At 42.9% G+C, this 21,449-nt stretch carries 17 protein-coding genes; 6 read left to right on the forward strand and 11 right to left on the reverse strand.

Annotated elements, in window-relative coordinates:
- Positions 1-63: 63 nt before the first annotated feature.
- From BUC20_RS05000 to BUC20_RS05010, 3 genes are read right to left on the reverse strand one after another with little or no spacing between them, the layout of a single operon-like run.
- Positions 64-3,423, reverse strand: a complete 3,360-nt coding sequence (locus BUC20_RS05000; RefSeq protein WP_073228165.1) for a DEAD/DEAH box helicase — start codon at positions 3,421-3,423, stop codon at positions 64-66.
- A gap of 53 nt (positions 3,424-3,476) precedes the next feature.
- Entirely contained in the window at positions 3,477-4,061 is a 585-nt protein-coding gene (locus BUC20_RS05005; RefSeq protein WP_073228167.1) for an O-methyltransferase, read from the reverse strand.
- Between the two features lie 56 nt (positions 4,062-4,117).
- Positions 4,118-4,669 (reverse strand): 5' nucleotidase, NT5C type, encoded by a 552-nt coding sequence (locus BUC20_RS05010; RefSeq protein ID WP_073228170.1) that lies wholly within the window; start codon positions 4,667-4,669, stop codon positions 4,118-4,120.
- 92 nt (positions 4,670-4,761) lie between these two features.
- Here BUC20_RS05010 and BUC20_RS05015 point away from each other — a divergent pair, with 92 nt between their 5' ends.
- On the forward strand, positions 4,762-5,511 hold the full coding sequence (locus tag BUC20_RS05015) for a DeoR/GlpR family DNA-binding transcription regulator (protein ID WP_073228172.1): 750 nt from the start codon (positions 4,762-4,764) through the stop codon (positions 5,509-5,511).
- Positions 5,512-5,574: 63 nt separating this feature from the next.
- Here the strand turns inward: BUC20_RS05015 and BUC20_RS05020 are convergent, their stop codons facing one another.
- The 8 genes from BUC20_RS05020 to BUC20_RS05055 all read right to left on the reverse strand — a co-directional run bounded on the left by BUC20_RS05020 (position 5,575) and on the right by BUC20_RS05055 (position 14,331).
- Positions 5,575-7,200: an NADP-dependent glyceraldehyde-3-phosphate dehydrogenase gene (locus tag BUC20_RS05020; RefSeq protein ID WP_073228175.1), complete on the reverse strand. Its 1,626-nt coding sequence runs from the start codon at positions 7,198-7,200 to the stop codon at positions 5,575-5,577.
- A 33-nt stretch (positions 7,201-7,233) separates the two neighbouring features.
- Positions 7,234-8,601 carry an MFS transporter gene (locus BUC20_RS05025; RefSeq protein WP_073228178.1) on the reverse strand — a complete coding sequence of 456 codons (1,368 nt, stop codon included), beginning with the start codon at positions 8,599-8,601 and terminating at the stop codon, positions 7,234-7,236.
- A 39-nt stretch (positions 8,602-8,640) separates the two neighbouring features.
- Entirely contained in the window at positions 8,641-9,300 is a 660-nt protein-coding gene (locus BUC20_RS05030; protein WP_073228181.1) for a bifunctional 4-hydroxy-2-oxoglutarate aldolase/2-dehydro-3-deoxy-phosphogluconate aldolase, read from the reverse strand.
- A gap of 37 nt (positions 9,301-9,337) precedes the next feature.
- Positions 9,338-10,363, reverse strand: coding sequence for a sugar kinase (locus BUC20_RS05035; protein WP_073228183.1), 1,026 nt, complete (start codon positions 10,361-10,363; stop codon positions 9,338-9,340).
- Between the two features lie 6 nt (positions 10,364-10,369).
- A complete protein-coding gene (gene uxaC / locus BUC20_RS05040) occupies positions 10,370-11,770 on the reverse strand; it encodes a glucuronate isomerase (RefSeq protein WP_073228186.1) in 1,401 nt (466 codons plus the stop codon).
- A gap of 120 nt (positions 11,771-11,890) precedes the next feature.
- Entirely contained in the window at positions 11,891-12,688 is a 798-nt protein-coding gene (locus BUC20_RS05045) for a DUF4350 domain-containing protein (protein ID WP_073228189.1), read from the reverse strand.
- Positions 12,689-12,951: 263 nt separating this feature from the next.
- Entirely contained in the window at positions 12,952-13,713 is a 762-nt protein-coding gene (locus BUC20_RS05050) for an arylamine N-acetyltransferase family protein (RefSeq protein WP_073228191.1), read from the reverse strand.
- 18 nt (positions 13,714-13,731) lie between these two features.
- Positions 13,732-14,331, reverse strand: coding sequence for a helix-turn-helix transcriptional regulator (locus BUC20_RS05055; protein WP_234994450.1), 600 nt, complete (start codon positions 14,329-14,331; stop codon positions 13,732-13,734).
- 411 nt (positions 14,332-14,742) lie between these two features.
- On the opposite strand from BUC20_RS05055, the gene BUC20_RS05060 reads away from it, so the two are divergent.
- Genes BUC20_RS05060 through BUC20_RS05080 form a run of 5 tightly spaced genes read left to right on the forward strand, consistent with a single transcriptional unit; the run spans position 14,743 to position 21,428 of the window.
- Positions 14,743-15,252: a DUF2480 family protein gene (locus tag BUC20_RS05060; protein ID WP_073228197.1), complete on the forward strand. Its 510-nt coding sequence runs from the start codon at positions 14,743-14,745 to the stop codon at positions 15,250-15,252.
- Positions 15,253-16,380, forward strand: coding sequence for an efflux RND transporter periplasmic adaptor subunit (locus tag BUC20_RS05065; RefSeq protein ID WP_073228199.1), 1,128 nt, complete (start codon positions 15,253-15,255; stop codon positions 16,378-16,380).
- A 9-nt stretch (positions 16,381-16,389) separates the two neighbouring features.
- On the forward strand, positions 16,390-19,548 hold the full coding sequence (locus BUC20_RS05070; RefSeq protein ID WP_073228202.1) for an efflux RND transporter permease subunit: 3,159 nt from the start codon (positions 16,390-16,392) through the stop codon (positions 19,546-19,548).
- Positions 19,549-19,557: 9 nt separating this feature from the next.
- A complete protein-coding gene (locus BUC20_RS05075) occupies positions 19,558-20,946 on the forward strand; it encodes an efflux transporter outer membrane subunit (RefSeq protein WP_073228204.1) in 1,389 nt (462 codons plus the stop codon).
- A 56-nt stretch (positions 20,947-21,002) separates the two neighbouring features.
- A complete protein-coding gene (locus tag BUC20_RS05080; protein WP_073228207.1) occupies positions 21,003-21,428 on the forward strand; it encodes a GNAT family N-acetyltransferase in 426 nt (141 codons plus the stop codon).
- Positions 21,429-21,449: the final 21 nt, after the last annotated feature.

Raw genomic sequence — 21,449 nt, forward strand, 5'->3', positions numbered from 1 at the left:
TTGCTCGCTTAACATTAAATATACATAAAATTCACCTTAACTTAATGCAATATTTATGTCTTTTTAGCTGAATAACGCGAGTAATTCTTTTTTAGTTAAGGACTTATAAATGGAGGCATCCGTTTTTATCAGATCCTTCACCAGGTCCTTTTTTGAAGCCTGGAGTTTCATGATCTTTTCTTCGATGGTATCCGGGCAAATGAGGCGGACTGCAATTACGTTTTTCTGTTGTCCGATCCGGTAAGTACGGTCGATGGCCTGATTTTCTACAGCAGGATTCCACCATGGGTCTACGAGGTATACATAATCCGCCTGGGTCAGGTTTAGTCCTACCCCACCTGCTTTTAAACTGATCAGGAAAACCCTGACCTCCGGATTATCCTGGAAAGAATTCACTACCGTTTCACGGTTTTTGGTTTGCCCGGTCAGGTAGGCAAAGGCGATCTCTCTTTGTTGCAATTCCTTTTTGATCAGGTCCAGCATGCCCACAAACTGAGAGAAGACCAGGATTTTATGGTTCGCAGACTTATTTTCGATCTGCTCCAGTAAAACTTCCATCTTTGAAGAGGAACTTCCATAGAACTCATCTTCACTTAACAGCGCCGGAGAATTGCAGATTTGTCTGAGTTTGGTGATGCCCTTCAGGACATTCATCGTGTTGCTGGCCACTTCTTCGTCTGTCTGGTTGGTCAGGTAATCGCGGATTTCCTTTTCATACCCATCATATACTTTGCGCTGATCATCCTCCATTTCACAGTAAATCACCATCTCCGTTTTATCAGGAAGTTCTTTGGCCACCTGTTCCTTTGTGCGCCTTAACAAAAAAGGATTGATTCTTTTTTGCAGTTGTATCGCGGCCCTGCGGTCCTTAAACTGATCGATTGGCGTGGAGTAAATCTCTCTGAAATACTGCTTGCTGCCCAATAAACCCGGACAGGCAAAAGAAAGCTGTCCATAAAGGTCAAAAGTGTTGTTTTCTATCGGAGTTCCGGTAAGCACCACTTTATTTCTTGATTGCAGCAGGCGGACCGATTTATAACGTTGGGATTCCGGGTTCTTAATGGTTTGTGATTCATCAAGAAAAACATAGTTGAAGCGGTATTCTTTTAAGAACCTGATGTCTGTAAGTAAGGTTCCATAAGAAGTGATGATCACTTCATACTGATCAAAATCATGGTGGTTTTTGATCCTGTCGGCCCCATAAATGGTATGCATTTTAATCGAAGGTGCAAATTTGCTGATTTCCTGTTGCCAGTTAAAGATCAGCGATGCAGGAACAACAATCAGATTGGTATTGTGATGCCCTTTTGTTCTTTGAGAAAGGATGAATGCAATGATCTGGATGGTCTTTCCCAAGCCCATATCATCCGCCAGGCAGGCACCGAAATTAAACTCATCCAGAAAGTTCAGCCAGTTTAATCCTTCTTTCTGGTAGCCCCTTAAAGTGGCATTCAGTCCTTCCGGTACCGCCACGTCTGTAATGGTATCCGAGCCTGAAAGTTTTCGCCTGTAGATTGCCAGCTGATCTTTGGCCGATTCATCCAGCAACTGATCTTCATACATTTCTTCAATTGCGGTGAAACTGATCTTTGGCGTATGGATCTCCTCTTCCACCACTTCCCCCGCATTGAAGTACTTTGTAAATTTCTCTATCCATTCATCAGGCAGCATGCCCATTGTACCATCATCCAGCTTTACAAATTTGTTCTTGTTGCGGATCGACTTATGGAGGTGCCTTAAAGAAACCACCTGATTCCCGTATTTCAGCTTTATAGCGGTCTTAAACCAGTCGATCCCACTCATCACATTGATAGAGATGTTTGCTTTATGCTGGCTCAGGTTATTGTTTTTAAGTTGATTAAACCCTAGTATGGTGATGTTCTTATTTCTCCATTCCTCAAAGGCATGCAGAAACCAGCCATTTTCCAGCAGCCTTGAACGGTGCAGGTAAAAGCAATCGTTGTTTTCCAGCTGTTCTTCAAAATAAGGATGTTGTCTGACCACATTTGAAGTAAACTGAAGCTCGGCCTCTTTATCCCTGGACAGGGTAAAAAGGTTGCCGTTCCGGTCTTTGGAGCGGATTTGTTTCCTGGACAAAATCGGGATCTCCAGGTCTCCGTATCTCATTACGGGAGTCAGTAAGACGAAATCGTCAGACTCCGAAAGATAAATGAGCTGTTCATTTTCCAGGTCAAAGCCCTTCTCTTCTATTTGTTTCTTTGTGGCTGCTTTAAGGTAATCATAAGTCACCTTTATTCTGTTTTCCAGTTTGGAAAGGATATCCTCCTGAAAAGCTTCAAATTTAGAGTGATGAACCAGCATCCTGTCGTGGTGCTGTTTGAAAAAATCTATGACCCTTAAAATATCAGGATTATCAATCAAATGAAGGGTTTTGTCCATCTGAATGAAATAATGGTATTTTAACTGGATCTGGTCCAGGGCATAAGCGGTCCCATCCAGTGTCAGTTTCCCGGATACTTCATAAAACTCTTGTCGCTGGCTCACATGCAGGCTCATGTCAGCACTCTTACACTTTAACTTTATCGGGATGATGGAGCTCGCAGTCAGGTTAACAGATATTTTTGCATCATGAATAAATACAGGCAGGTTCAATGGATTCTTAGCCAAAGCTTTTAAAGCATCCAGATCTGAATCTGTACGTTCCGAATTGTAATTATTCTGAAATTTTAAGATGCCGCTATAGAACTTGAGCTCTTCGTTGCTTTCTGTTTTCCAGATCAGGTCTGAAGGGCTGATGTAATTTACAGGGTTCTTAAACTTGCCATCCAGTGTGGTTTGCGCTTCAATCAGTTCCAGTGTCAGGTGACTATAAAAGCGGTGTTGCCCAAAGACCAACCCCATCTTATGATTGGCTTTAAGACCAAATGAACCTGGCAATTGCAAGCCTTGTTTTGGCAGCAGCGTATTTTGAAGCGCCTGTTTGCTCTGGATATTTAAAGGAAAAAGTTCTTTTTTAATGGAATTAATCCGGGTCTGTCCATTTTCATATTCCAGTTCAAAAAAATCAGAAAGCTTTTCTTCTTTTTCCAGGCCATAATCTCTTGCCTGAACCCTCATCTTCTCGTACCGTAATTTCTCATCAAAGAAAATACGGATCGCGGGACGCTCCATGATGTTATAGAGTGCCTGGGCCTGATGGGTACATAATTTAGGATTCGGATCTGTACAGGAACAGGTTAACCTCGTTACCTTTCCGGTCTGAATGATGCTCACTCCCGGAAAAGGAATGCTGGCGGAAGGATGCGTAAAAAAAACAGCATCAATGCCGATGTTTTCCGGAACAAGGTCATAAAAGCCTTTCACACGGTTATCCACCTGTTCATTGACGTGTTTAAATATAAATAAGGTGGTTAATTCTGAAAAATCAAAATCTTCTAAAATGTACTCTTTTCTAACATCCATTTCCTGCGGCAATTCCGGTGGCTAAAGGTAAAAAGAAAAAGAATTTAACCCGGTTATACTTTCCTTTTTGTTGCGATTACAATTCCGGTTGCCCAGCATTGTTTGGTCAGGACCAGGTCTTTTCTTTTTTCGAGTTCTTCTACCAGCAGGGTTGCTTTTGCGGCATGTCCTTCCGGCCAGTTCGCTTGCGGCAGCATGTCATCTATGATATAGAGTGCTCCGGGGTTTAACATCCCGATCACTTCGTCCAGCATCAGGTATTTTCCATGCCAGGTATCCGCAAAAATATAATCGAATTTCTGCTCCATATTGCGCTGCACCCAATCTCCCCCATCTGTACATTCAAGTGTTAACCTGTCGTCATTTGCCAGGAAGCGCTTGGCAATGGATAGAAATTTATCATCATTATCGATGGAAATTAAGGTCGAAGACTCGTCCATTCCATCCAATATCCAGGAAGTAGACAATCCCGTTCCTGTTCCCAGTTCCAGAAAAGCACCTCCGGGTTTTGAAGCAGCCAGTGTTTTGAGCAATGAACAGGTCAGCACATCTGAAGCCATTGAAAATTCGGAATCTGCGGTGGCCTCATTGATGGCAATGTAAGCTTTTGGGTAAGTCTGTCTGATCTCTTCTATCATTTTTTCTGGATTTCATTTAAAAATCAGAAGATAGGAAAAGATTAGGTTAATACTGATTAAGCGTCAATTAAACTTTCTTTTTCCATTAAGGCCAATACTTCTGTCCAGCTTTTTACCCTTACATGGTGGTGTTGGTTCACATTGTGTGAAGCATGGAACAAAATCGCCTTTCCCATACAGAAATCCAGGTTTTTGCAATGGTCATCGATCAGGTAATCGGTATCAATGATGCTTTTATCTCCACAGAAAATGATATTTCTCCAGCTGATGAAAGGAAAATGTTCCGCCAGCCATTCGTGTTTCTCTGATAAACATTGTGGGAATTCTGTTGCGGCGGATACAATATAAACCTCATAGTCTTCCATCAGTTTTTTTACTGCAGCTACTGCTCCCTCCATTACCGGAATGGTCCGGAAGAAACCTGGGGTATATACATATCTTTTGATTGCGTCTTTTTCAGGAAAACCTTCAGGTTCCAATACCCCAAGTCTTTCTTCCCTTGGCACCCGGATGCCATATTCATGTTCGTACCAATCCATGAACTGCTCTTCAATATCTGCAAGAACGCCATCCATGTCAATTCCTATTGTCTTTTTTATCTTATTCATGTTGTTTTCGTAATATATTGCAACAAATATAGCAATATTTTGCAGTATATTGCAATATAACCCTCAATTTAAATCTATATATTTGCAACAATATGATAAAGGAAGAACGATTACAACTGATCATAGAACATATCCGCAAAGAGAGAAAAGTTCTATTGGGTGATTTGAGCACACTATTAGGTGTTTCTGAAGACACGGTTAGACGTGATATTAAAGAATTATCAGACCAGGGCCTCCTGAAAGCCGTTCGTGGTGGCGCCATTTCCCGCTCTCCTACGCCAAGGCATTTCCGCGAAAGGGAGCACTATGATGTCAGTCATAAAGGGATTATTGCAGAAAAGGCATTGAAGCTGATTAAAAACGGACAGGTTGTTTTATTTGATTCAGGTACTTCAGTACTGGCCATTGCAACACTTTTACCGCGGGATCTACAGATTACTGTAATTACCAATAGTTTTCCCGTAGCTTCTGTTCTGGAAGACCATCCTTGTGTAGAGGTCATTTTCCTGGGCGGGCGTTTAAATAAATCTTCCTTCTCTACTTCAGGTTTTGAAGTGATCCAAACCATCAGGGGGATTCGTCCGGACATTTGCTTTCTGGGCATTTGCAGCATCGACATGATTTCGGGCGTTACGGGAGTCAGCTATGAAGATTGTCAGGTAAAAAAAGCAATGGTGGAAACTTCCAAGCATATTATTGCATTGGCCACCGTAGAAAAACTGGGAACTACGGAACCCTACTACATTACCAGTATCAGTGATATTGACACCATCATTACAGATATTGATCCTGATGATGAAAGCCTTAAAGCTTATAAAGATGCCGGAATCAATCTGGAGTAATCCTTCTGATTCCGGCATCTGCCGGTATTTAAACCGAACACCTCGTATTGAATATCTACCAGTTTAAAACAAGTATCTGGTACTTAAAAAATTAGAGCTGTTGCCTTCAACGATCTCATTGATCAGGTGTTTGTTGTTGTCATTTAGCTTTGTAGCCACCAATGAGCGGATAGAGAAAGACCTCAGGGCATCCACTACAGATAAAGTACCTTCGGCACTATCTTTTCTTCCCGTAAACGGGAATACATCCGGTCCGCGCTGACACTGACAATTGATATTCACCCGACTCACCTGGTTCACTAAAGGATCGATCAATGCCGCAATCTCCTCCTCATCATTACTGAAAATGCTGACCTGCTGACCATGGGTAGACTCGATCAGGTATTCGATCGTTTCTTCCAGATCATCAAAAGGGACCACCGGGATCACAGGTCCAAACTGCTCTTCCGTATATAACTTCATTTTTTTGTTTACCGGATAAACGATTGCCGGGTAGACAAAAGATTCATTTACTTTTCCTCCGTTTTCATTGATCACCGAAGCCCCGTTGGCAATGGCATCAGCGATGCATTCCTGCAGATAAGCAGGCTTATGAGGCTCAGGTAAAGGCGTTAAAGAAACCCCGTTTTCCCATGGCATTCCAAATTTCAATGCAGCTACCGCTTTTTCCAGTTCTTTTAAAAACACATCCGCAAGGCTCCTGTGAATGAACACAATTTTCAAAGCCGTACATCTTTGTCCGTTGAAAGACAGGGAGCCCAATACCGTTTCCTGCACCGCAAGCCTTACGTCTGCTTTTGCGGTGATGATGGCTGCATTCTTGGCATCCAGTCCGAGGATGGCCCTTAAACGGTTTACCTTTGGATGAAGTTTCTTCAATTCATTCGCCACCTTACTCGAACCAATCAGGGTCAGTACGTTGATCTGACCCGACTTCATCAGATCAGGTATGATTTTATTTCCGCGTCCATATATGGTATTCACTACCCCTTTCGGAAAGCAGTCGCGGAAAGCTTCCAGCAATGGATAATGCAATAACGTTCCGTGTTTAGGTGGTTTGAACAACAGGGTATTCCCCATGATCAATGCAGGGATCAATGTGGTAAAAGTTTCATTCAAGGGATAATTGAACGGCCCCATACACAACACCACTCCAAGCGGAGAACGCCGGATCTGTGCCACAATGCCTTGTTCAATACTGAACCTGGACGACTGGCGGTCCAGATCTTTCAGGGCATCAATTGTGGCATGAATATATTCTACGGTACGGTCAAACTCCTTTACAGAATCTGCATATGATTTTCCAATCTCCCACATCAGGAGTTTCACCACGATGGCTTTCTTCTCGATGATGCGGCCGGTGAATTTCTCGACACAGCTGATCCTGTCGCCGACACTCATCGTAGGCCATTCCCCTCTTCCATTGTTATAGGCCGCAACTGCGGCATCCAGAGCTTCAGCCGCTTCTTTTTCGCTACATAAAGGATAAGTGCCAATCACTTTGCGCTTCAATCCTTCAGGTGTTTTTAAGCAAATCGGCGATAAAACCTCATGTACTTCTCCATCCCATGCACGTAGCTCACCATTGCTCAGGTATTCCCGCTGGTGAACCTCCTCTTCTAATTTAAATTCCTCCGGAATTTCATGCTCTTCCACAAAAATTGCTTCGAGCTGTTCATTAAAATTCATAGTAATATGGTCGGTTAGGTTAATAATAGCGATTTATAAATCAGTAATCGGGGCGTATTTCGGAACAAGGAATTTCATCACCATCCATGCCAGTAAATAAGCTACTGCACAAATCGTAAACATAATGGTATAACCTGTCTGGGTATGCCCCAGCAATTTGTAGTGGTCAAATAAGGCACCTCCTAATTTGGACATCACGACACCGCCCATACCGCCTGCCATGCCACCAATCCCGATCACAGAAGCAATACTTTTCTTAGGAAACATATCCGAAACGGTGGTAAAAATATTTGCCGACCATGCCTGGTGTGCAGATGCACCAATTCCAATCAGTACTACCGGGATCCAGAAGCTGATGTGTCCCAGTGGTTGTGCAGCCAATACCAACAAAGGAAATAAAGCGATCACAAACATCGCGCGCATCCGGCCATCATATGGAGAATATCCTTTTTTAATGAAATACATGGGGAACCATCCCCCGCCAATACTTCCGATCATGGTCATGCTATACAATACAGTTAAAGGCAGCATGATATCAGTACCCGTCAGACTGTACTGAACTTTAAGGTAGGAAGGCAACCAGAACAGGAAAAACCACCAGACCCCATCGGTCATGAACTTGCCAAAGGCAAAGGCCCAGGTTTGTCTGTAACCCAATAGCTTAAACCAGGCTACTTTTTCAGTGGCTTCGGTCTCCACTACAGGTGCTTCCTCCAGCTGATCGCTATTGATATAGGCAAGTTCTGCAGCATCCAATCGTTTCTGACTTTCCGGTTTATCATAAAAAACATACCAGAAGCCCAACCAGATAAAACCAACTGCACCTACAATCAGAAAGGCCGCTTCCCATCCCCAGACTTTTGCAATCCATGGAACGGTTAAGGGTGCCAGAATCGCACCTACATTGGCTCCGGAATTGAAGATTCCGGTAGCAAAAGAGCGTTCTTTTTTAGGGAAGTATTCTGCAGTAGCTTTAATTGCTGCAGGAAAGTTGGCAGATTCCCCGAAAGCCAAAACAGCCCTCGCCAGAATAAAACCTACAACAGATACCGGGACCATTCCCAAACCAACCCAGCTGATCAATGCCGCAGCACTTTCGCCAATGGGTACTGCAACGGCATGCATGATGGCACCTATAGACCAGATGATCAATGCAATGATGTATCCCCATTTTGTTCCCAGTTTATCTACAAATCGTCCTGCAAAGAGCATGGAGATCGCATATACAAATTGAAATGCGGCAGTGATATTGGCATAATCGCTATTGGTCCAGTTAAATTCTTTCTCCAGCATCGGATGCAGGAGGCTCAGTACCTGACGGTCAAGGTAATTGACTGTGGTTGCAAAAAACAATAATGCACAGATTGTCCATCTGTAATTACCCATTTTAGTCTCTTTCATTATATTTGGCTTTGGTTGGTTAGGTCGATTGTTTGGGTTTTATCTGCCCGCTTTTACCAGATCAATCGTCTTTCTGGTTAATACTTCTAATTCGTTATAATTTTTAGTTTCCAATATTTCTTTACTGATCAGCTTACTGCCCATTCCTACCGCACATACCCCTGATTTAAACCAATTGCTGATATTGCTTTGCTCGATCTCCACTCCACCGGTAGGGATAAACAGCTGACCCGGAAAAAGATCTTTAATGGCTGCCATATAAGACGGACCTAAGATATTTGCCGGAAACAGCTTGATCAGACCTGCCTTTAACTGATGCGCGGTATTGATCTCTGTTGGGGTAAAACAACCCGGAATCCAAAGTAAACCATTGGCATGTACCAGTTCTCCTACTTCCGGATTTACAATCGGGCAAACGATAAAATGAGCACCGGCTTTTATAAATTCTTCTGCTTCTTTAACCGTTTTAATCGTTCCGATTCCCAGGTAAAGGTCCTGCATTTCCGTTTTAAGGGTTTCAATCAGCATGCTGAAATTGGCCAATGCCGCCGGACCACGATTGGTGTATTCCAATACCCGGATCCCAGCTTTATATAAGGTCCTGATGATATCCAGGCTCACTTGCGCATCTTCAAAATAAAATAAGGGAAGGATACCCTGGTCTGTAATCGCTTTTAAGGAACTTTCTTTCGTTTTCATTGTGTTATCTTTTTTAACCGTCTGGTTTATTTTTTATTTAAAAGGTAGTTTCATAGGTTTTTGCCCGCAACAGGATCTCTTCCTTACTGGTTGTGTTAAAATCCGTATCGGTAAACAGTTTGGAGAAGGCTGCACTCGTGGCAAAGCCAAGGATCTCTGCAGGAGGAAGCTGATGGTAAAAACCATAGATCAGTCCTGCCATATAACAATCGCCGCTACCAATTTTTCCGGTGATCTTTTCTGCGCGATATTCTGTAGAGACAAAAAGCTCGTTCTCTGTAAACAAGGTACTGTAATATTTAACACCGGCTTTGTAATCAAACCTGAAGGTGTTCGCTACTGCGGTACATTTAGGAAATGCTTTGATAATAGCCTGAGAAGTTATTTTTGCCTGCTCCAGATAGTTTTCTTTCTGATCAGTTTCTACGAGGCCGGCAGGAACCGGGATACCCAGCATATTTTCTGCCGCCCAGATATTTCCCATGATGAGGTCACAATATGGGGCCAGCAAAGGCATCACGTCTATCGGATCTTTTCCGTATTTCCACAATTTGCTCCTGAAGTTGAGGTCCAGTGAGATGCGGATGTTTCTTGCTGAAGCGGCCTTTAAAGCTTCTTCACATACTGCGGCCACATCTGCGTTTAATGCCGGACAGATGGCGCTGAAATGAAACCAGGTAATGCCTTCGAAAACCGAATCCCAGTCTATCATTCCTGGTTTCAGGGTCGAAAAAGAAGAGTAATTACGGTCGTAAATTACACCTGCATTTTTAAGGTCTTTCCCGTTCGGCAGATAGTATAAGCCTATCCGTTCTCCCAGGTATTGCATTGCTGAAGTATCTATGTTCAGCTGGTTCAGATAATCAACCACCTGTTTACTCAAAAAGTTATCCGGTACTGCAGAGAGATAAGCTGAAGGTACTCCCCAAAGTGCCAGTGCAGCCGCCACATTGGCCTCTGCCCCTCCCACATAAAAAGGAAGATGATTCTCCTTTAACCATGCTCCGTCTACATCCGGAGAGATTCTCAATAATAGTTCACCAAAGTTTAAAACCTTTCCCATATATCATTAAAAGTTAAAATATTCTTTTGCATTGTGGTAACAGATGTCCTGAATCAGCTTCCCAACCCATTCCTGATCATCCGGTAATTCCCCGTTTTCTATATCCTCTCCAAAGAGGTTGCATAAAATTCTTCTGAAATACTCATGGCGTGGATAAGAAAGGAAGCTCCTGCTGTCGGTCAGCATTCCTACAAAACGGCTCAGTAAGCCCATATTTGATAAGGTATTGAGCTGTTTGATCATACCTTCCTTCTGGTCTAAAAACCACCAGGCCGATCCCCATTGTACTTTACCCGCAACAGTTCCGTCATTGTAATTGCCAATCATGGTGGCCATCAACTCATTGTCGGCGGGATTCAGGTTATAAATGATGGTTTTTGTCAGACAGTTCTGAGCATCTAGTTTATTTAAAAACTTCGAAAGTGCTTTTCCCTGAGGAAGATCCCCTATAGAGTCAAAACCTGTATCCGGACCTAATTGCCCCAGCAGGCGGTCGTTGTTATTTCTTAACGCACCTAAGTGGTATTGTTGCACCCATCCTTTTTCATGGTCCCAGAGGGCAAACTGAAACAACAAGGCAGATTTGAACTTGCCACTTTCCGCATTTGTTAAAGGAACACTGTTCCTGATCTTTCCGTAAATGTCTTTGATGTCTTCTTCGGTATAGTCATCCGCGTAGATCTGTTCCAATCCATGGTCGGAAACGGAACAGCCATTTTCAGCGAAGAAATCATGTCTGGACTTAAGCGCAGACAGGTAGGCATCCAGATCGTTTAGTTCTTCACCTGTTAATGCAGAGAGCTGATCGATGTATTTGTTTAGTCCTGATGCGTCATCAGAATTCATCGCTTTATCGGGACGGAATGCAGGAAGCACCTGAATGTCCAGTCCATCGTTCTTTATTTTCTGATGGTGTTCTAAAGAATCCAAAGGATCATCTGTGGTACACAGGGTTTTTACGTTCATTTTCCGCAACAGATTTTGTACGGAATATTCAGGAGTCCTGAGTTTAGTGGTACAATCTTCATAAATCCTTTCTGCATTGGCAGGAGAAAGAACCTCATGGATATCAAAGTAGCGCTGTAATTCCAGGTGTGTCCAGTGGTACAACGGATTTCTTAAAGTATAAGGGACCGTTTCTGCCCATTTTTTGAACTTTTCTAAATCTGTTGCATTTCCGGTGATGTAATGTTCGTCAATGCCGTTTGCACGCATGGCACGCCATTTATAATGATCACCATATAACCAGACCTGGGTAATGTTTTCAAATATGAAATCGTTTGCAATTTGATCCGGCATTAAATGATTATGATAATCAATAACCGGCATCTGTTTTGCAAAATTATGGTATAGCGCCTGCGCTGTTTTGGTCTGTAATAAGAAATTGTCGTCTAAAAAGTTCTTCACAATAATATTTCTAAATGTATTAATTTTTATAGATAATTGGCAAATTTTATAGGTCTAAAACAAGTCTACATAATTATTGCAAGGATTAACAGGCTTGATGCGGAATTATTTGCGCAATCGTTATAGACAGCTTTTGATCCAGTCGACAAGATCCCTTGCCGCATTTAAATTGTCGAATGCCACAGGAAGTTTTTTCCCGTCAACGTATTCATTGTAAAGCCATGGATCGCCGATGGCAAATACAGCCCCTTTCCCATGTCTGAAAATCGCCATCACCTCCTCCCCGTCTTTATCCTTTAAAATGGATCTTGCAGCGCCGCTTAAGGCCAGAGTGCTGTATTCTTTAATGAATAATTGTCTGGCGGTTTTAAAGATCTGATTGCCAGGTGCAACATCAACCCTGCCCATTTCAAACTGGTTTTTGATCACCCTCCCCTTGCTGTTGAGGTTGAACTGTATGCCAAATTGCTTTGCGAGTTGGTTGAAATGTTCGAGTTCTGCATTTCCAAGGTCATTTGCCATCAACAGCAAAACCCCTCCTGACTTGACCCAGGAAGTAATGGCCGAAATGTCCTTTTCATTTACAAAACTGGGATTTGGATTTTCTTTCTCTATATCCGGATCAACAATGATGTATACTGAAGCTTGTTTTAAATTCGCTTTTGTCGGAGCGGCGTTTAATGTTTCTGCGGTAAAGCCTTTATCTTTAAAAACTCCCGCAAACAGGGAAAAGCCAACACCGGAATGCTCCTCCCATTTGTAATGCCAGGACTGTTCCTTACCACTGGAATCTTTTTTGAGCTCATTGTTGAAATAAGAATCTAAAAGTACGACTGGTTTTTGGCCTGACGATTGGGCATAACCTACTCCCGCTGTAAGCAATGAAATCAGAACAGGGAAAATGGAATATTTGCTCATATCCTGGATATTTACTGGTTAAATATTTGGTTAGGGCCAGATGATGGCCTGATACAAGTCTACAAAGATTTGAGAGCTAATGAAACAAATGACCAGGAAAAAACTACGCAATCGTTAGCGTAATATCTGCCTGAAACATGTGTTTTGTGAGCGATACCTGCGGTTTATTTGCCAGCAATGCTGTGTATACTGAATACAGGTATAATGAGCTATCAAGTGCTATATTAGTATTCTATACGAATACAGCCTGCGAGATAAAGATTTTAATTTTTACGGGGACTCAGGCGTATCTTAAAATATTTTTCCAGATGCTGATAAAATTCTGATTCCTCAGTAAATGCTTTTTCGGTCAATTCTCCTGATTTCCTGATCTTCAAACGGTCATCCGTAATGGTAATCCGGCCGGTTTCCGTAGCGATAGAACAGATCCTCCTCTTTGTGAAATTGGATTTTTCACTGGTCTGATGGTAAATGCACATTTCCTTAAAATCGTCAGTAGTTCTGGCAGTTTCCGTAAAAATATACTTAGGAACGAAAGTACCATCGACCAGGTTTTTGACAATCAGGTAAGTATCATCGAAACGCTCAATTTGAAAATCATCATAGGAGTCATGTTGCAGGGTGTTCAGGGTAATTTTTAAAGGTGCTGCACTAAACTCCCCGAATCCAACATCCACGAGATAAGTGTTTCCATCAATCTCCGCTATAATAGCCATATGATCGTATTCCAAACCAAACCCTTGTTCCTTGTTTGCAACCCGCCCTGAAATGAGTTTAACATTAAAGCCAAGATGTTTCAGCAAACCAAAGAAAATGCTGTTCAGTTCATAACAGAACCCACCTCTTCCCTGCTCGACAACTTTTGAAAACGCATGCTCTATTTTTATTTCTACGCCCTGATGGATGTCAAGGTTTTCGAATGGAATATGGAGCAAATGCAATTGTTGCAATCTTTTAAGCAATGAAAAAGAAACAGTCAGTTCCCCATCATAGTGTATTCTTTCCAGGTATTTTGGGTAATCCATAGCTGCTGATTCAGGGCATTAGTTATTGATTTCGGCGATGCGGTAAGCACACCTCCTGTCTCCACTTACAATATGGTCTACACGGTCAATCTGCACCTCATTTCCCAATACATGCTTAAAGATGTTCAGTTCTGCTGAGCAAAAACCCTGACAGGTTTTGGCGGCTGCGCAGATCGGACAATGGTTTTCGATCAGTAAATAACCTTTATCGTCTTTTGAATATTCAGCCATATACCCTTCCCTGCTTCTGATTTCGGTAAGTTTTGCAATGCGGCCTTCCAGGTCAAAGAGTTGATCGAGTTCTTTCAGGTAACGTTCTTTTCCAGATTGTTCACTTACATCAATAACGGTTTGCAAGGCTTTGTCGCCCAGCGTATCTCTCATGATATTGATCAGCTTCACGGTCAGTTCTGCATGGGTATCCGGGAATTTGGAATTGCCAAGCTCTGTCAGCTGGAAAAACTGCTTTGGCCTTCCTACCCCCTGAGATTCATTAAATGAACTCACCACACCTTCTTCGGTAAATTTCAATAACTGTAACCTTGCACCTTCATTAGTGATTCCAAGTTCATGAGCAATTGAAGCAGCGGTCAATGCACCCCTGGTTTTCAATAACATTAAAAATCTATTTGTCTTCATAATCTAATAAAACAAGTGTTTAGTTGTTTTATTAACAAAAGTACTAACTTTGCCGAACTTATCAAGGTTAAAAACTCATAATATTAGTTTTTAAAGACAAAAATCGATGAGCATAAAGGTTCATTTTATTTATTAAACAAAGAATTATGCCAAATCAAATACTATTCGTCGTTCCTTACTGGAATATATTAGTCAAGCAGGTGCTAAAGCAAAAGCGCCAGACTTAGCCAGCTTCTACACTCCTTTATTCATAAGAAGCGCAGGTAAATAAAGCGCCCTATTTTCTCAGTTTCTGTCATGAAATCAGCTGAGCAGGCATCGCCATGTCCAAAAATTAATCTCCAAATGGGCCATCCCATTGAAACAAAACAACAAACACATTTAACAATTATGGAAGAAATCATTAATAAAGTAGAACAATCAGGCATCCTTACACTGGACCTGTTGTCGTATAAACCAGAGAAAAAGGAAATCCTTGCTTTTGATATGGTGCCCTATCTTTTTCATGGCTACCTGCTTCAGGAAAAACTATTCCGGGCAGAAATGAGTCTGATCGACTGGCAGGAATATCGGGGTAAGGAAGTGGTCATCTATTGTTCCAACGACGCCATTGTCCCTTACTGGGCTTATGTTTTCGTCAGTTCCCTGCTTCAGGCTCATGCCGCCTTTATCTGCTTTGGCCCCCAGGCAGACCATCAGCTGCTAATCTGGACGGAGCGTGTCAAATCCATAGATTATGGCCTTTACAAAGACCAGAAAGTAGTGCTCAAAGCCCGGTCTGAAGTTCCTGAAGCCATTTACGTAACCGCTACCACAAAATTAATGGAACAGGTTCAATCCCTGATGTGGGGTGAAGCTGGTTCCCCGATCATGATCCATAAAAGAAAAAAAACAATATAAATGAAAACAACAGTATTATTCTATCCGCTCTTATTGACTGCATTCCTGACCTCCTGTAAACCTGCTCAAAATCAGGGGCAACAAACCGAGCCGCAGGAATTCCCAACCTTAGTGCTGAACCCACAGCAAACCACACTTTCCGTAGAATACCCGGCTACATTACAAGGAGAACAAACCGTAGAAATCAGGTCCAAAGTGGATGGATATGTAGAACAGGTTTATGTGAACGAAGGCACACATGTACGCAAAGGCCAGCCATTGTTCAAAATAGATGCGAATAGTTACCAGCAGGATGTCAACAGCAGACAGGCAGCTGTCCTTGCTGCTGAGGCGAATTTAGAAACCGCCACCATTCAGACTCAGCGGACAAAAGTGCTGGTCGACAGAAAGATTGTCAATTCTTTTGAACTGACCTCTGCCAAAAATGTAGAGCGCGTAAAGCGGGCAGAATTAAATCAGGCAAAAGCAGATCTGTCTGCCGCAAAATCCAAACTCGCTTATACGAATATCGTAAGCCCGATAGATGGTGTGGTGGGAAGTCTTCCCTATAAAATTGGCAGCCTGGTGAGCAGCAACTCGGAAACTGCATTGAGTACAGTGGCCAATACCAAACAAATCTATGCTTATTTCTCCCTGAGCCAGCAGCAACTGGCCACCTTTCTGAACAAATATGACGGGCAGCAGGTAAAGGATAAATTTAAACATATGCCAGAGGTGTCACTAACGCTTGCCGATGGAAGTACCTATCCTGTAAAAGGAAAGATCGAAACCCTGAGCGGCGTACTAAATGCCAATACCGGAGCCGCCAATTTTAAAGCAGTATTTCCAAATAAGGAATCAAAATTATGGAGTGGAGCCAGTGCGGTATTGAGCATTCCAACGGCATTAAATGATGCCGTGATGATCCCTAAAAGTGCCACTTTTGAACTTCAGGGCAAACATTTCGTCTTTAAGGTTGATGGCCGGAATACGGTTCACAATACAGCTGTGGAACTGATGGACGCGGTAACGGAGAAAGATTATGTGGTTACCAATGGGGTCAAATCCGGCGACAGGATCGTGACCGAAGGATTGGAAAATTTAAAGGATGGAATGAAAATCAAAGCTGTTCAGTCCTCATCGAAATAAGAAAGAGATATGTTAAGAAAATTTATAGAAAACCCGGTATTGTCTACGGTCATATCGGTCATCATAGTCATTCTGGGACTGCTCGGACTCCTGTCCCTCCCCATCTCCCAATATCCGGAGATTGCGCCGCCCACCGTTGCCGTAACCGCAGCCTATCAGGGTGCAAATGCAGATGTGGTGATGAAAAGTGTCATTGTTCCTCTTGAAGAACAAATCAATGGAGTAGAAAACATGACTTACATGACCTCTACTGCCAGCAATAACGGAAGTGCCACCATTACCATCTTCTTTAAACAGGGAACAGATCCCGATCAGGCAGCAGTAAACGTACAGAACAGGGTAACGAAAGCCACCAGTTTGCTCCCTACTGAAGTCATCAAAGCAGGGATCACCACAAGTAAAAAACTGAGCAGTACGGCTTTTAGCTTTTTATTGTACAGTAAAGACAAAGCTTACGATCAGAAATTCCTGGACAACTACCTCCGGATCAACATCATGCCTCAGATGAAACGTGTGGAAGGTGTTGGCGAAGCCACCATTTATGGAAATCAGGAATATTCCATGCGGATCTGGCTTAAACCGGATGCCATGGCCAATCATGGAATGGTACCTGATGATGTCATTGCAGCATTGAAAGAACAAAATATTGAAGCAGCACCCGGTAAAATCGGAGAAAACAGCAGGCAGTCTGTTCAATATGCCTTAAAATATACCGGCCGACTGGATGAGGAGTTTCAATTCGAAAACATCGTTCTCCGTAGCGCCAGACAAGGTGGCCTGATCAGGTTAAAAGATGTGGCAACCGTAGAATTTGGTGCCCTGGATTACACCACTTCACTGGTTACTCAGGGTAAAGTTTCTTCGGGTGGCGCGGTCAGTCAATCCTCAGGATCCAATGCGAGGGAACTCATCATTGCCTGCGAAAACATCCTGAAAGAAGCTTCCAAAGATTTTCCTCCGGGAGTGGAATACCATACTTTTTTAAATGCCAATGAGTTTCTGGATGCATCTATAGAAAAGGTAATATATACCATTGTAGAGGCATTTATTCTTGTTTTTATCGTGGTATTTATCTTTCTTCAGGACTTCAGGTCGACCCTGATTCCTGCAATTGCTGTTCCGGTAGCCATCATCGGTACGTTTTTCTTCCTGAAGCTTTTCGGTTTTACCATCAACCTGCTGACCTTGTTTGCCCTCGTTCTTGCCATTGGAATTGTGGTGGACGATGCCATTGTGGTGGTCGAAGCAGTACATGCAAAACTGGACCAGGGGGCAAAATCCGCAAAGAAAGCAACGATTCATGCCATGAGTGAAATCAGTGGGGCCATCGTATCGATTACCCTGATCATGTCGGCAGTATTTGTTCCGGTGACCTTTATCACGGGATCTGCAGGGGTGTTTTACAAACAATTCGGTTTGACCCTCGCGGTGGCGATTGTGATCTCTGCAGTGAATGCATTAACTTTAAGTCCGGCACTTTGCGCTATCTTTTTAAAACCGCATGATCCGGATAAAAAGCACGATAAAAAAGGATTTTTACCTACTTTTTATGCAGGATTTAACACTGCATTTGAAGCCGTAACTGGTAAATATATGCGTGCAGTCCGCTTCCTGATCCGCAGAAAGTGGATCTCCGTTGCCGGGATTTTGTTATTCGGACTGATCTTTTATGCTTTACTTAAAACCACGCCAACCGGTTTTGTTCCGAATGAAGATGGGGGTGCCATCTATGGAGATGTGATTCTTCCCCCTTCTGCTACACTGGAGCGCACAGAACAGATCACCAATCAGGTAGATAGCATTGCCAGAAGCATTCCTGAGGTGGAACTTTCTTCGAGATTAGCCGGAATGGACCTGATCAATGGATTTGGAGGCTCCTATGGTGCTTTATTTATCCGCCTGAAACCATGGAAAGAAAGGAAAGGAAAAGATCAGGATGTCAGCGCAGTAGTGAATCAGTTGTTTGCAAAAACAGCACATATCAAAGGGGCTAAAGTGATCTTCTTTGCAGCACCAACACTTCAGGGCTTCGGAAACAACAATGGTTTTGAAGTTCAGTTGCAAGACAGAACCGGAGGTGATTATAAGGAGTTTGCCAAATCAATCGGCAAATTTATGACGGCCATCAACCAGCGTCCGGAAATCATGTTCGCCACAAGTCCTTTCAACATCGGATTTCCTGAACTGCAGGTGAACGTAAATGTTGAGAAATGTAAAGATGCCGGAGTCAGTGTCAACACTGTGCTGAATACTTTGCAGGGATATTTTGGTGGGGTCTATGCCTCAGATTTCAATAAATTCGGAAAACAATACCGGGTGATGATGCAGAGTCATCCTGATTTCAGGGAAAAGGAAGCGGATATCAATAAGGTCTTTGTCAGAACAGACAAAGGAGCAATGACCCCTATTTCGGAATTTGTTACGTTAAAAAAGACCTATGGCCCTGAGTTCATCAACCGGTTTAATTTATTCACCTCAACTACGGTAACGGGTTCTCCAAATAAAGGTTATAGTTCTGGTGACGCGATCAAAGCAATTGAAGAAGTTGCAGCCCAGACGTTAAGTCGCGGGTATACTTATGAGTTTTCTGGTTTGACAAGAGAAGAACTTTCCAGTGGCAGTCAGACGATCATGATCTTTGCCCTCTGCCTGGTCTTCATTTATTTCTTACTGAGTGCCCAGTACAAAAGTTATATCCTTCCTTTTTCGGTATTGCTTTCCCTTCCTATAGGTTTAGCAGGAGCATTTATATTCGCCAATCTGTTCAATATTGACAACAATATTTTCCTTCAGATCAGCCTGATCATGTTGATCGGACTATTGGCCAAAAATGCCATTCTGATCGTAGAATTTGCATTGATGCACCGCTTAAGCGGAAGAAGCATTGTGCAGTCAGCAATCTATGGTGCAAAAGCAAGGTTAAGGCCAATTCTGATGACTTCCTTTGCCTTTATATTCGGTCTTGTCCCTCTGATGATGGCTACAGGTGCCGGAGCGCTGAGCAACCGCTCTATCGGTACCGCAGCTGTCGGAGGAATGCTGATCGGAACGTTATTCGGAGTTTTTGTGATCCCTGTTTTATTCATCATCTTCCAGTCTGCACATGAGAAAATCTCTGGTGTAGCTGTTCCAGATCATTCCCCACGCGCCCTCCCAGAAATCATTTAAGTCAACACCATGAAAACAAATCATATATTTCTCTTTTCCTTGATTTCCATTGGATTATGGACCTCATGTAAAGTCACCAAATCTTATCATAAACCTGAAGCAGCCATAGCTTCAGGTTACCGGGACATCGTTAACCCAGACAGCAGCAATATGGCTGCAATGAAATGGTCTGAGGTGTTTACCGACCCCGTTTTAAACGAGCTGATCCGGCAAGGGCTAAGCGCTAACCTTAATTTGAAGATCGCCGTAGAACGCATCAATGAATCTAAAGCCAACCTCAGGATGAGCAAAGCGGCATTCCTGCCTGGGCTAAACGGAAATGTTTCGGTAAAGCAGAGCAGACTGGCCTTTCCACAAGGTTTTGGAATGATCAATAACTCTACTCAGTATGACCTCGGCATCAGCACCAACTGGGAGCTCGATATCTGGGGCAAGCTGAGTAGTGCAAAAAGGGCTGCCTATGCAGATCTGCTGGCCAGTGATGCAGCAAAAAGAGCTGTTCAAACGCAACTGGTTGCAGATATTGCCAATCATTACTTTGAATTGCTCAGCCTGGATCAGCAATTGCTCGTGACACAGAAAACTGCAAAAAACAGATCTGAAGATGCGGAAGCGATAAAATTGCTTTTTGAAAGCTCCATCTTAAACGGCGTTGCTGTGGTACAAAGTGAGGCCAATTATTACGAAGCAGAACTTGCCATTCCCGATTTGCAACAGAAGATTAAAGAAACAGAACATGCCTTATGCATTTTACTGGCCAGAACTCCCTCGAAAATAGAACGCACTTCCTTAACTCAGCAGCAGCTTTCCTATGACTTGAAACCAGGAATTCCCGCGCAATTACTGGCTTACAGACCAGATGTGCAACAAGCAGAATACCAGTTTAGGGCAGCATTTGAGAACAGCAATGTGGCGAGGACTTACTTCTACCCTTCTTTAAGTATTACAGGTGCGGCCGGATTCTCCAGCCTGGGACTGAGCAACTGGTTTAGCAGCGCGGGCTTATTTGGCAATATTGCCGGCGGTCTGACCCAGTCTATCTTTAACAAAGGGGTCAATAAGGCGAGGTTAACCACGGCGCAATCTAAACAGCAACAAGCCCTGTACGGCTTTGAATATTCATTGCTAAAGGCCAGTCAGGAGGTTTCTGATGCCTTATCGGCGTATGAACATGCTGCTCAGAAAGAGGAAAAACGTGCTAAGCAATTGAAAGCCCTGGCACAGGCCGTAGAATTCAATAAGGAATTGCTGAACAATAGCAAAAACACGAATTATACGGATGTGCTTGCTGCAGAACAAAACCTGCTGACCGCGGAGTTAAAAGGAATTAATGACCAAAGTCAGAAATTACATGCGGTAGTCAATTTATATCGTGCATTGGGTGGCGGTTGGAATTGATCCTTTCTACTTTCTCAAGAAAGCTTATTTTTACTTCGTTAAATCTACTTTTTAAGATGGGTATAAGAAAGGCAAGACAAGAAGATACACAGGCCATAGCGTCTTTATTAGCACAAATGGAACATCCTACAGCGGAAAATTTGGTTGCAGAGCGGTTGATTCAACTGATCAACCATCCTGATCATGAAATAATTGTCTTTGAATTGGAGGAACAGGTGAGGGCTTTCATGTCAATTCACTTTTTACCTCAGATCGCTTATTCAGGAGATTTCGCCATGGTAAGTTATTTCGCTGTGGATCACAATTTAAGGAGTCAGGGTTTAGGTCGGGAAATGGAAGAACATTGTGTTCAGCTGGCAAAAGAAAGGAAGTGTAGCAGGATTGAGCTGCATTCCAGTATCCGCAGAGTTGATGCACATCGTTTTTACCTTCGGCAGGGATACGTCGAATTCCCTAAATATTTTAGTAAAAAACTGATTTAAAAAAAGGGAGATGTTTTCAGG

This window comes from Pedobacter caeni (genome assembly GCF_900129215.1).
GTDB lineage: Bacteria > Bacteroidota > Bacteroidia > Sphingobacteriales > Sphingobacteriaceae > Pedobacter > Pedobacter caeni.

What these genes read in the sequence shown, in the direction of transcription:
- BUC20_RS05035 (WP_073228183.1), bottom strand. Translation starts at nt 10,363, where the DNA reads ATGGGAAAGGTTTTAAACTTTGGTGAACTATTATTGAGAATCTCTCCG.
- BUC20_RS05015 (WP_073228172.1), top strand. Translation starts at nt 4,762, where the DNA reads ATGATAAAGGAAGAACGATTACAACTGATCATAGAACATATCCGCAAA.
- BUC20_RS05010 (WP_073228170.1), bottom strand. Translation starts at nt 4,669, where the DNA reads ATGAATAAGATAAAAAAGACAATAGGAATTGACATGGATGGCGTTCTT.
- BUC20_RS05000 (WP_073228165.1), bottom strand. Translation starts at nt 3,423, where the DNA reads ATGGATGTTAGAAAAGAGTACATTTTAGAAGATTTTGATTTTTCAGAA.
- BUC20_RS05080 (WP_073228207.1), top strand. Translation starts at nt 21,003, where the DNA reads ATGGGTATAAGAAAGGCAAGACAAGAAGATACACAGGCCATAGCGTCT.
- BUC20_RS05025 (WP_073228178.1), bottom strand. Translation starts at nt 8,601, where the DNA reads ATGAAAGAGACTAAAATGGGTAATTACAGATGGACAATCTGTGCATTA.
- BUC20_RS05065 (WP_073228199.1), top strand. Translation starts at nt 15,253, where the DNA reads ATGAAAACAACAGTATTATTCTATCCGCTCTTATTGACTGCATTCCTG.
- BUC20_RS05055 (WP_234994450.1), bottom strand. Translation starts at nt 14,331, where the DNA reads ATGTTATTGAAAACCAGGGGTGCATTGACCGCTGCTTCAATTGCTCAT.
- BUC20_RS05050 (WP_073228191.1), bottom strand. Translation starts at nt 13,713, where the DNA reads ATGGATTACCCAAAATACCTGGAAAGAATACACTATGATGGGGAACTG.
- BUC20_RS05070 (WP_073228202.1), top strand. Translation starts at nt 16,390, where the DNA reads ATGTTAAGAAAATTTATAGAAAACCCGGTATTGTCTACGGTCATATCG.
- BUC20_RS05060 (WP_073228197.1), top strand. Translation starts at nt 14,743, where the DNA reads ATGGAAGAAATCATTAATAAAGTAGAACAATCAGGCATCCTTACACTG.
- BUC20_RS05045 (WP_073228189.1), bottom strand. Translation starts at nt 12,688, where the DNA reads ATGAGCAAATATTCCATTTTCCCTGTTCTGATTTCATTGCTTACAGCG.
- BUC20_RS05005 (WP_073228167.1), bottom strand. Translation starts at nt 4,061, where the DNA reads ATGATAGAAGAGATCAGACAGACTTACCCAAAAGCTTACATTGCCATC.
- BUC20_RS05030 (WP_073228181.1), bottom strand. Translation starts at nt 9,300, where the DNA reads ATGAAAACGAAAGAAAGTTCCTTAAAAGCGATTACAGACCAGGGTATC.
- BUC20_RS05075 (WP_073228204.1), top strand. Translation starts at nt 19,558, where the DNA reads ATGAAAACAAATCATATATTTCTCTTTTCCTTGATTTCCATTGGATTA.
- BUC20_RS05020 (WP_073228175.1), bottom strand. Translation starts at nt 7,200, where the DNA reads ATGAATTTTAATGAACAGCTCGAAGCAATTTTTGTGGAAGAGCATGAA.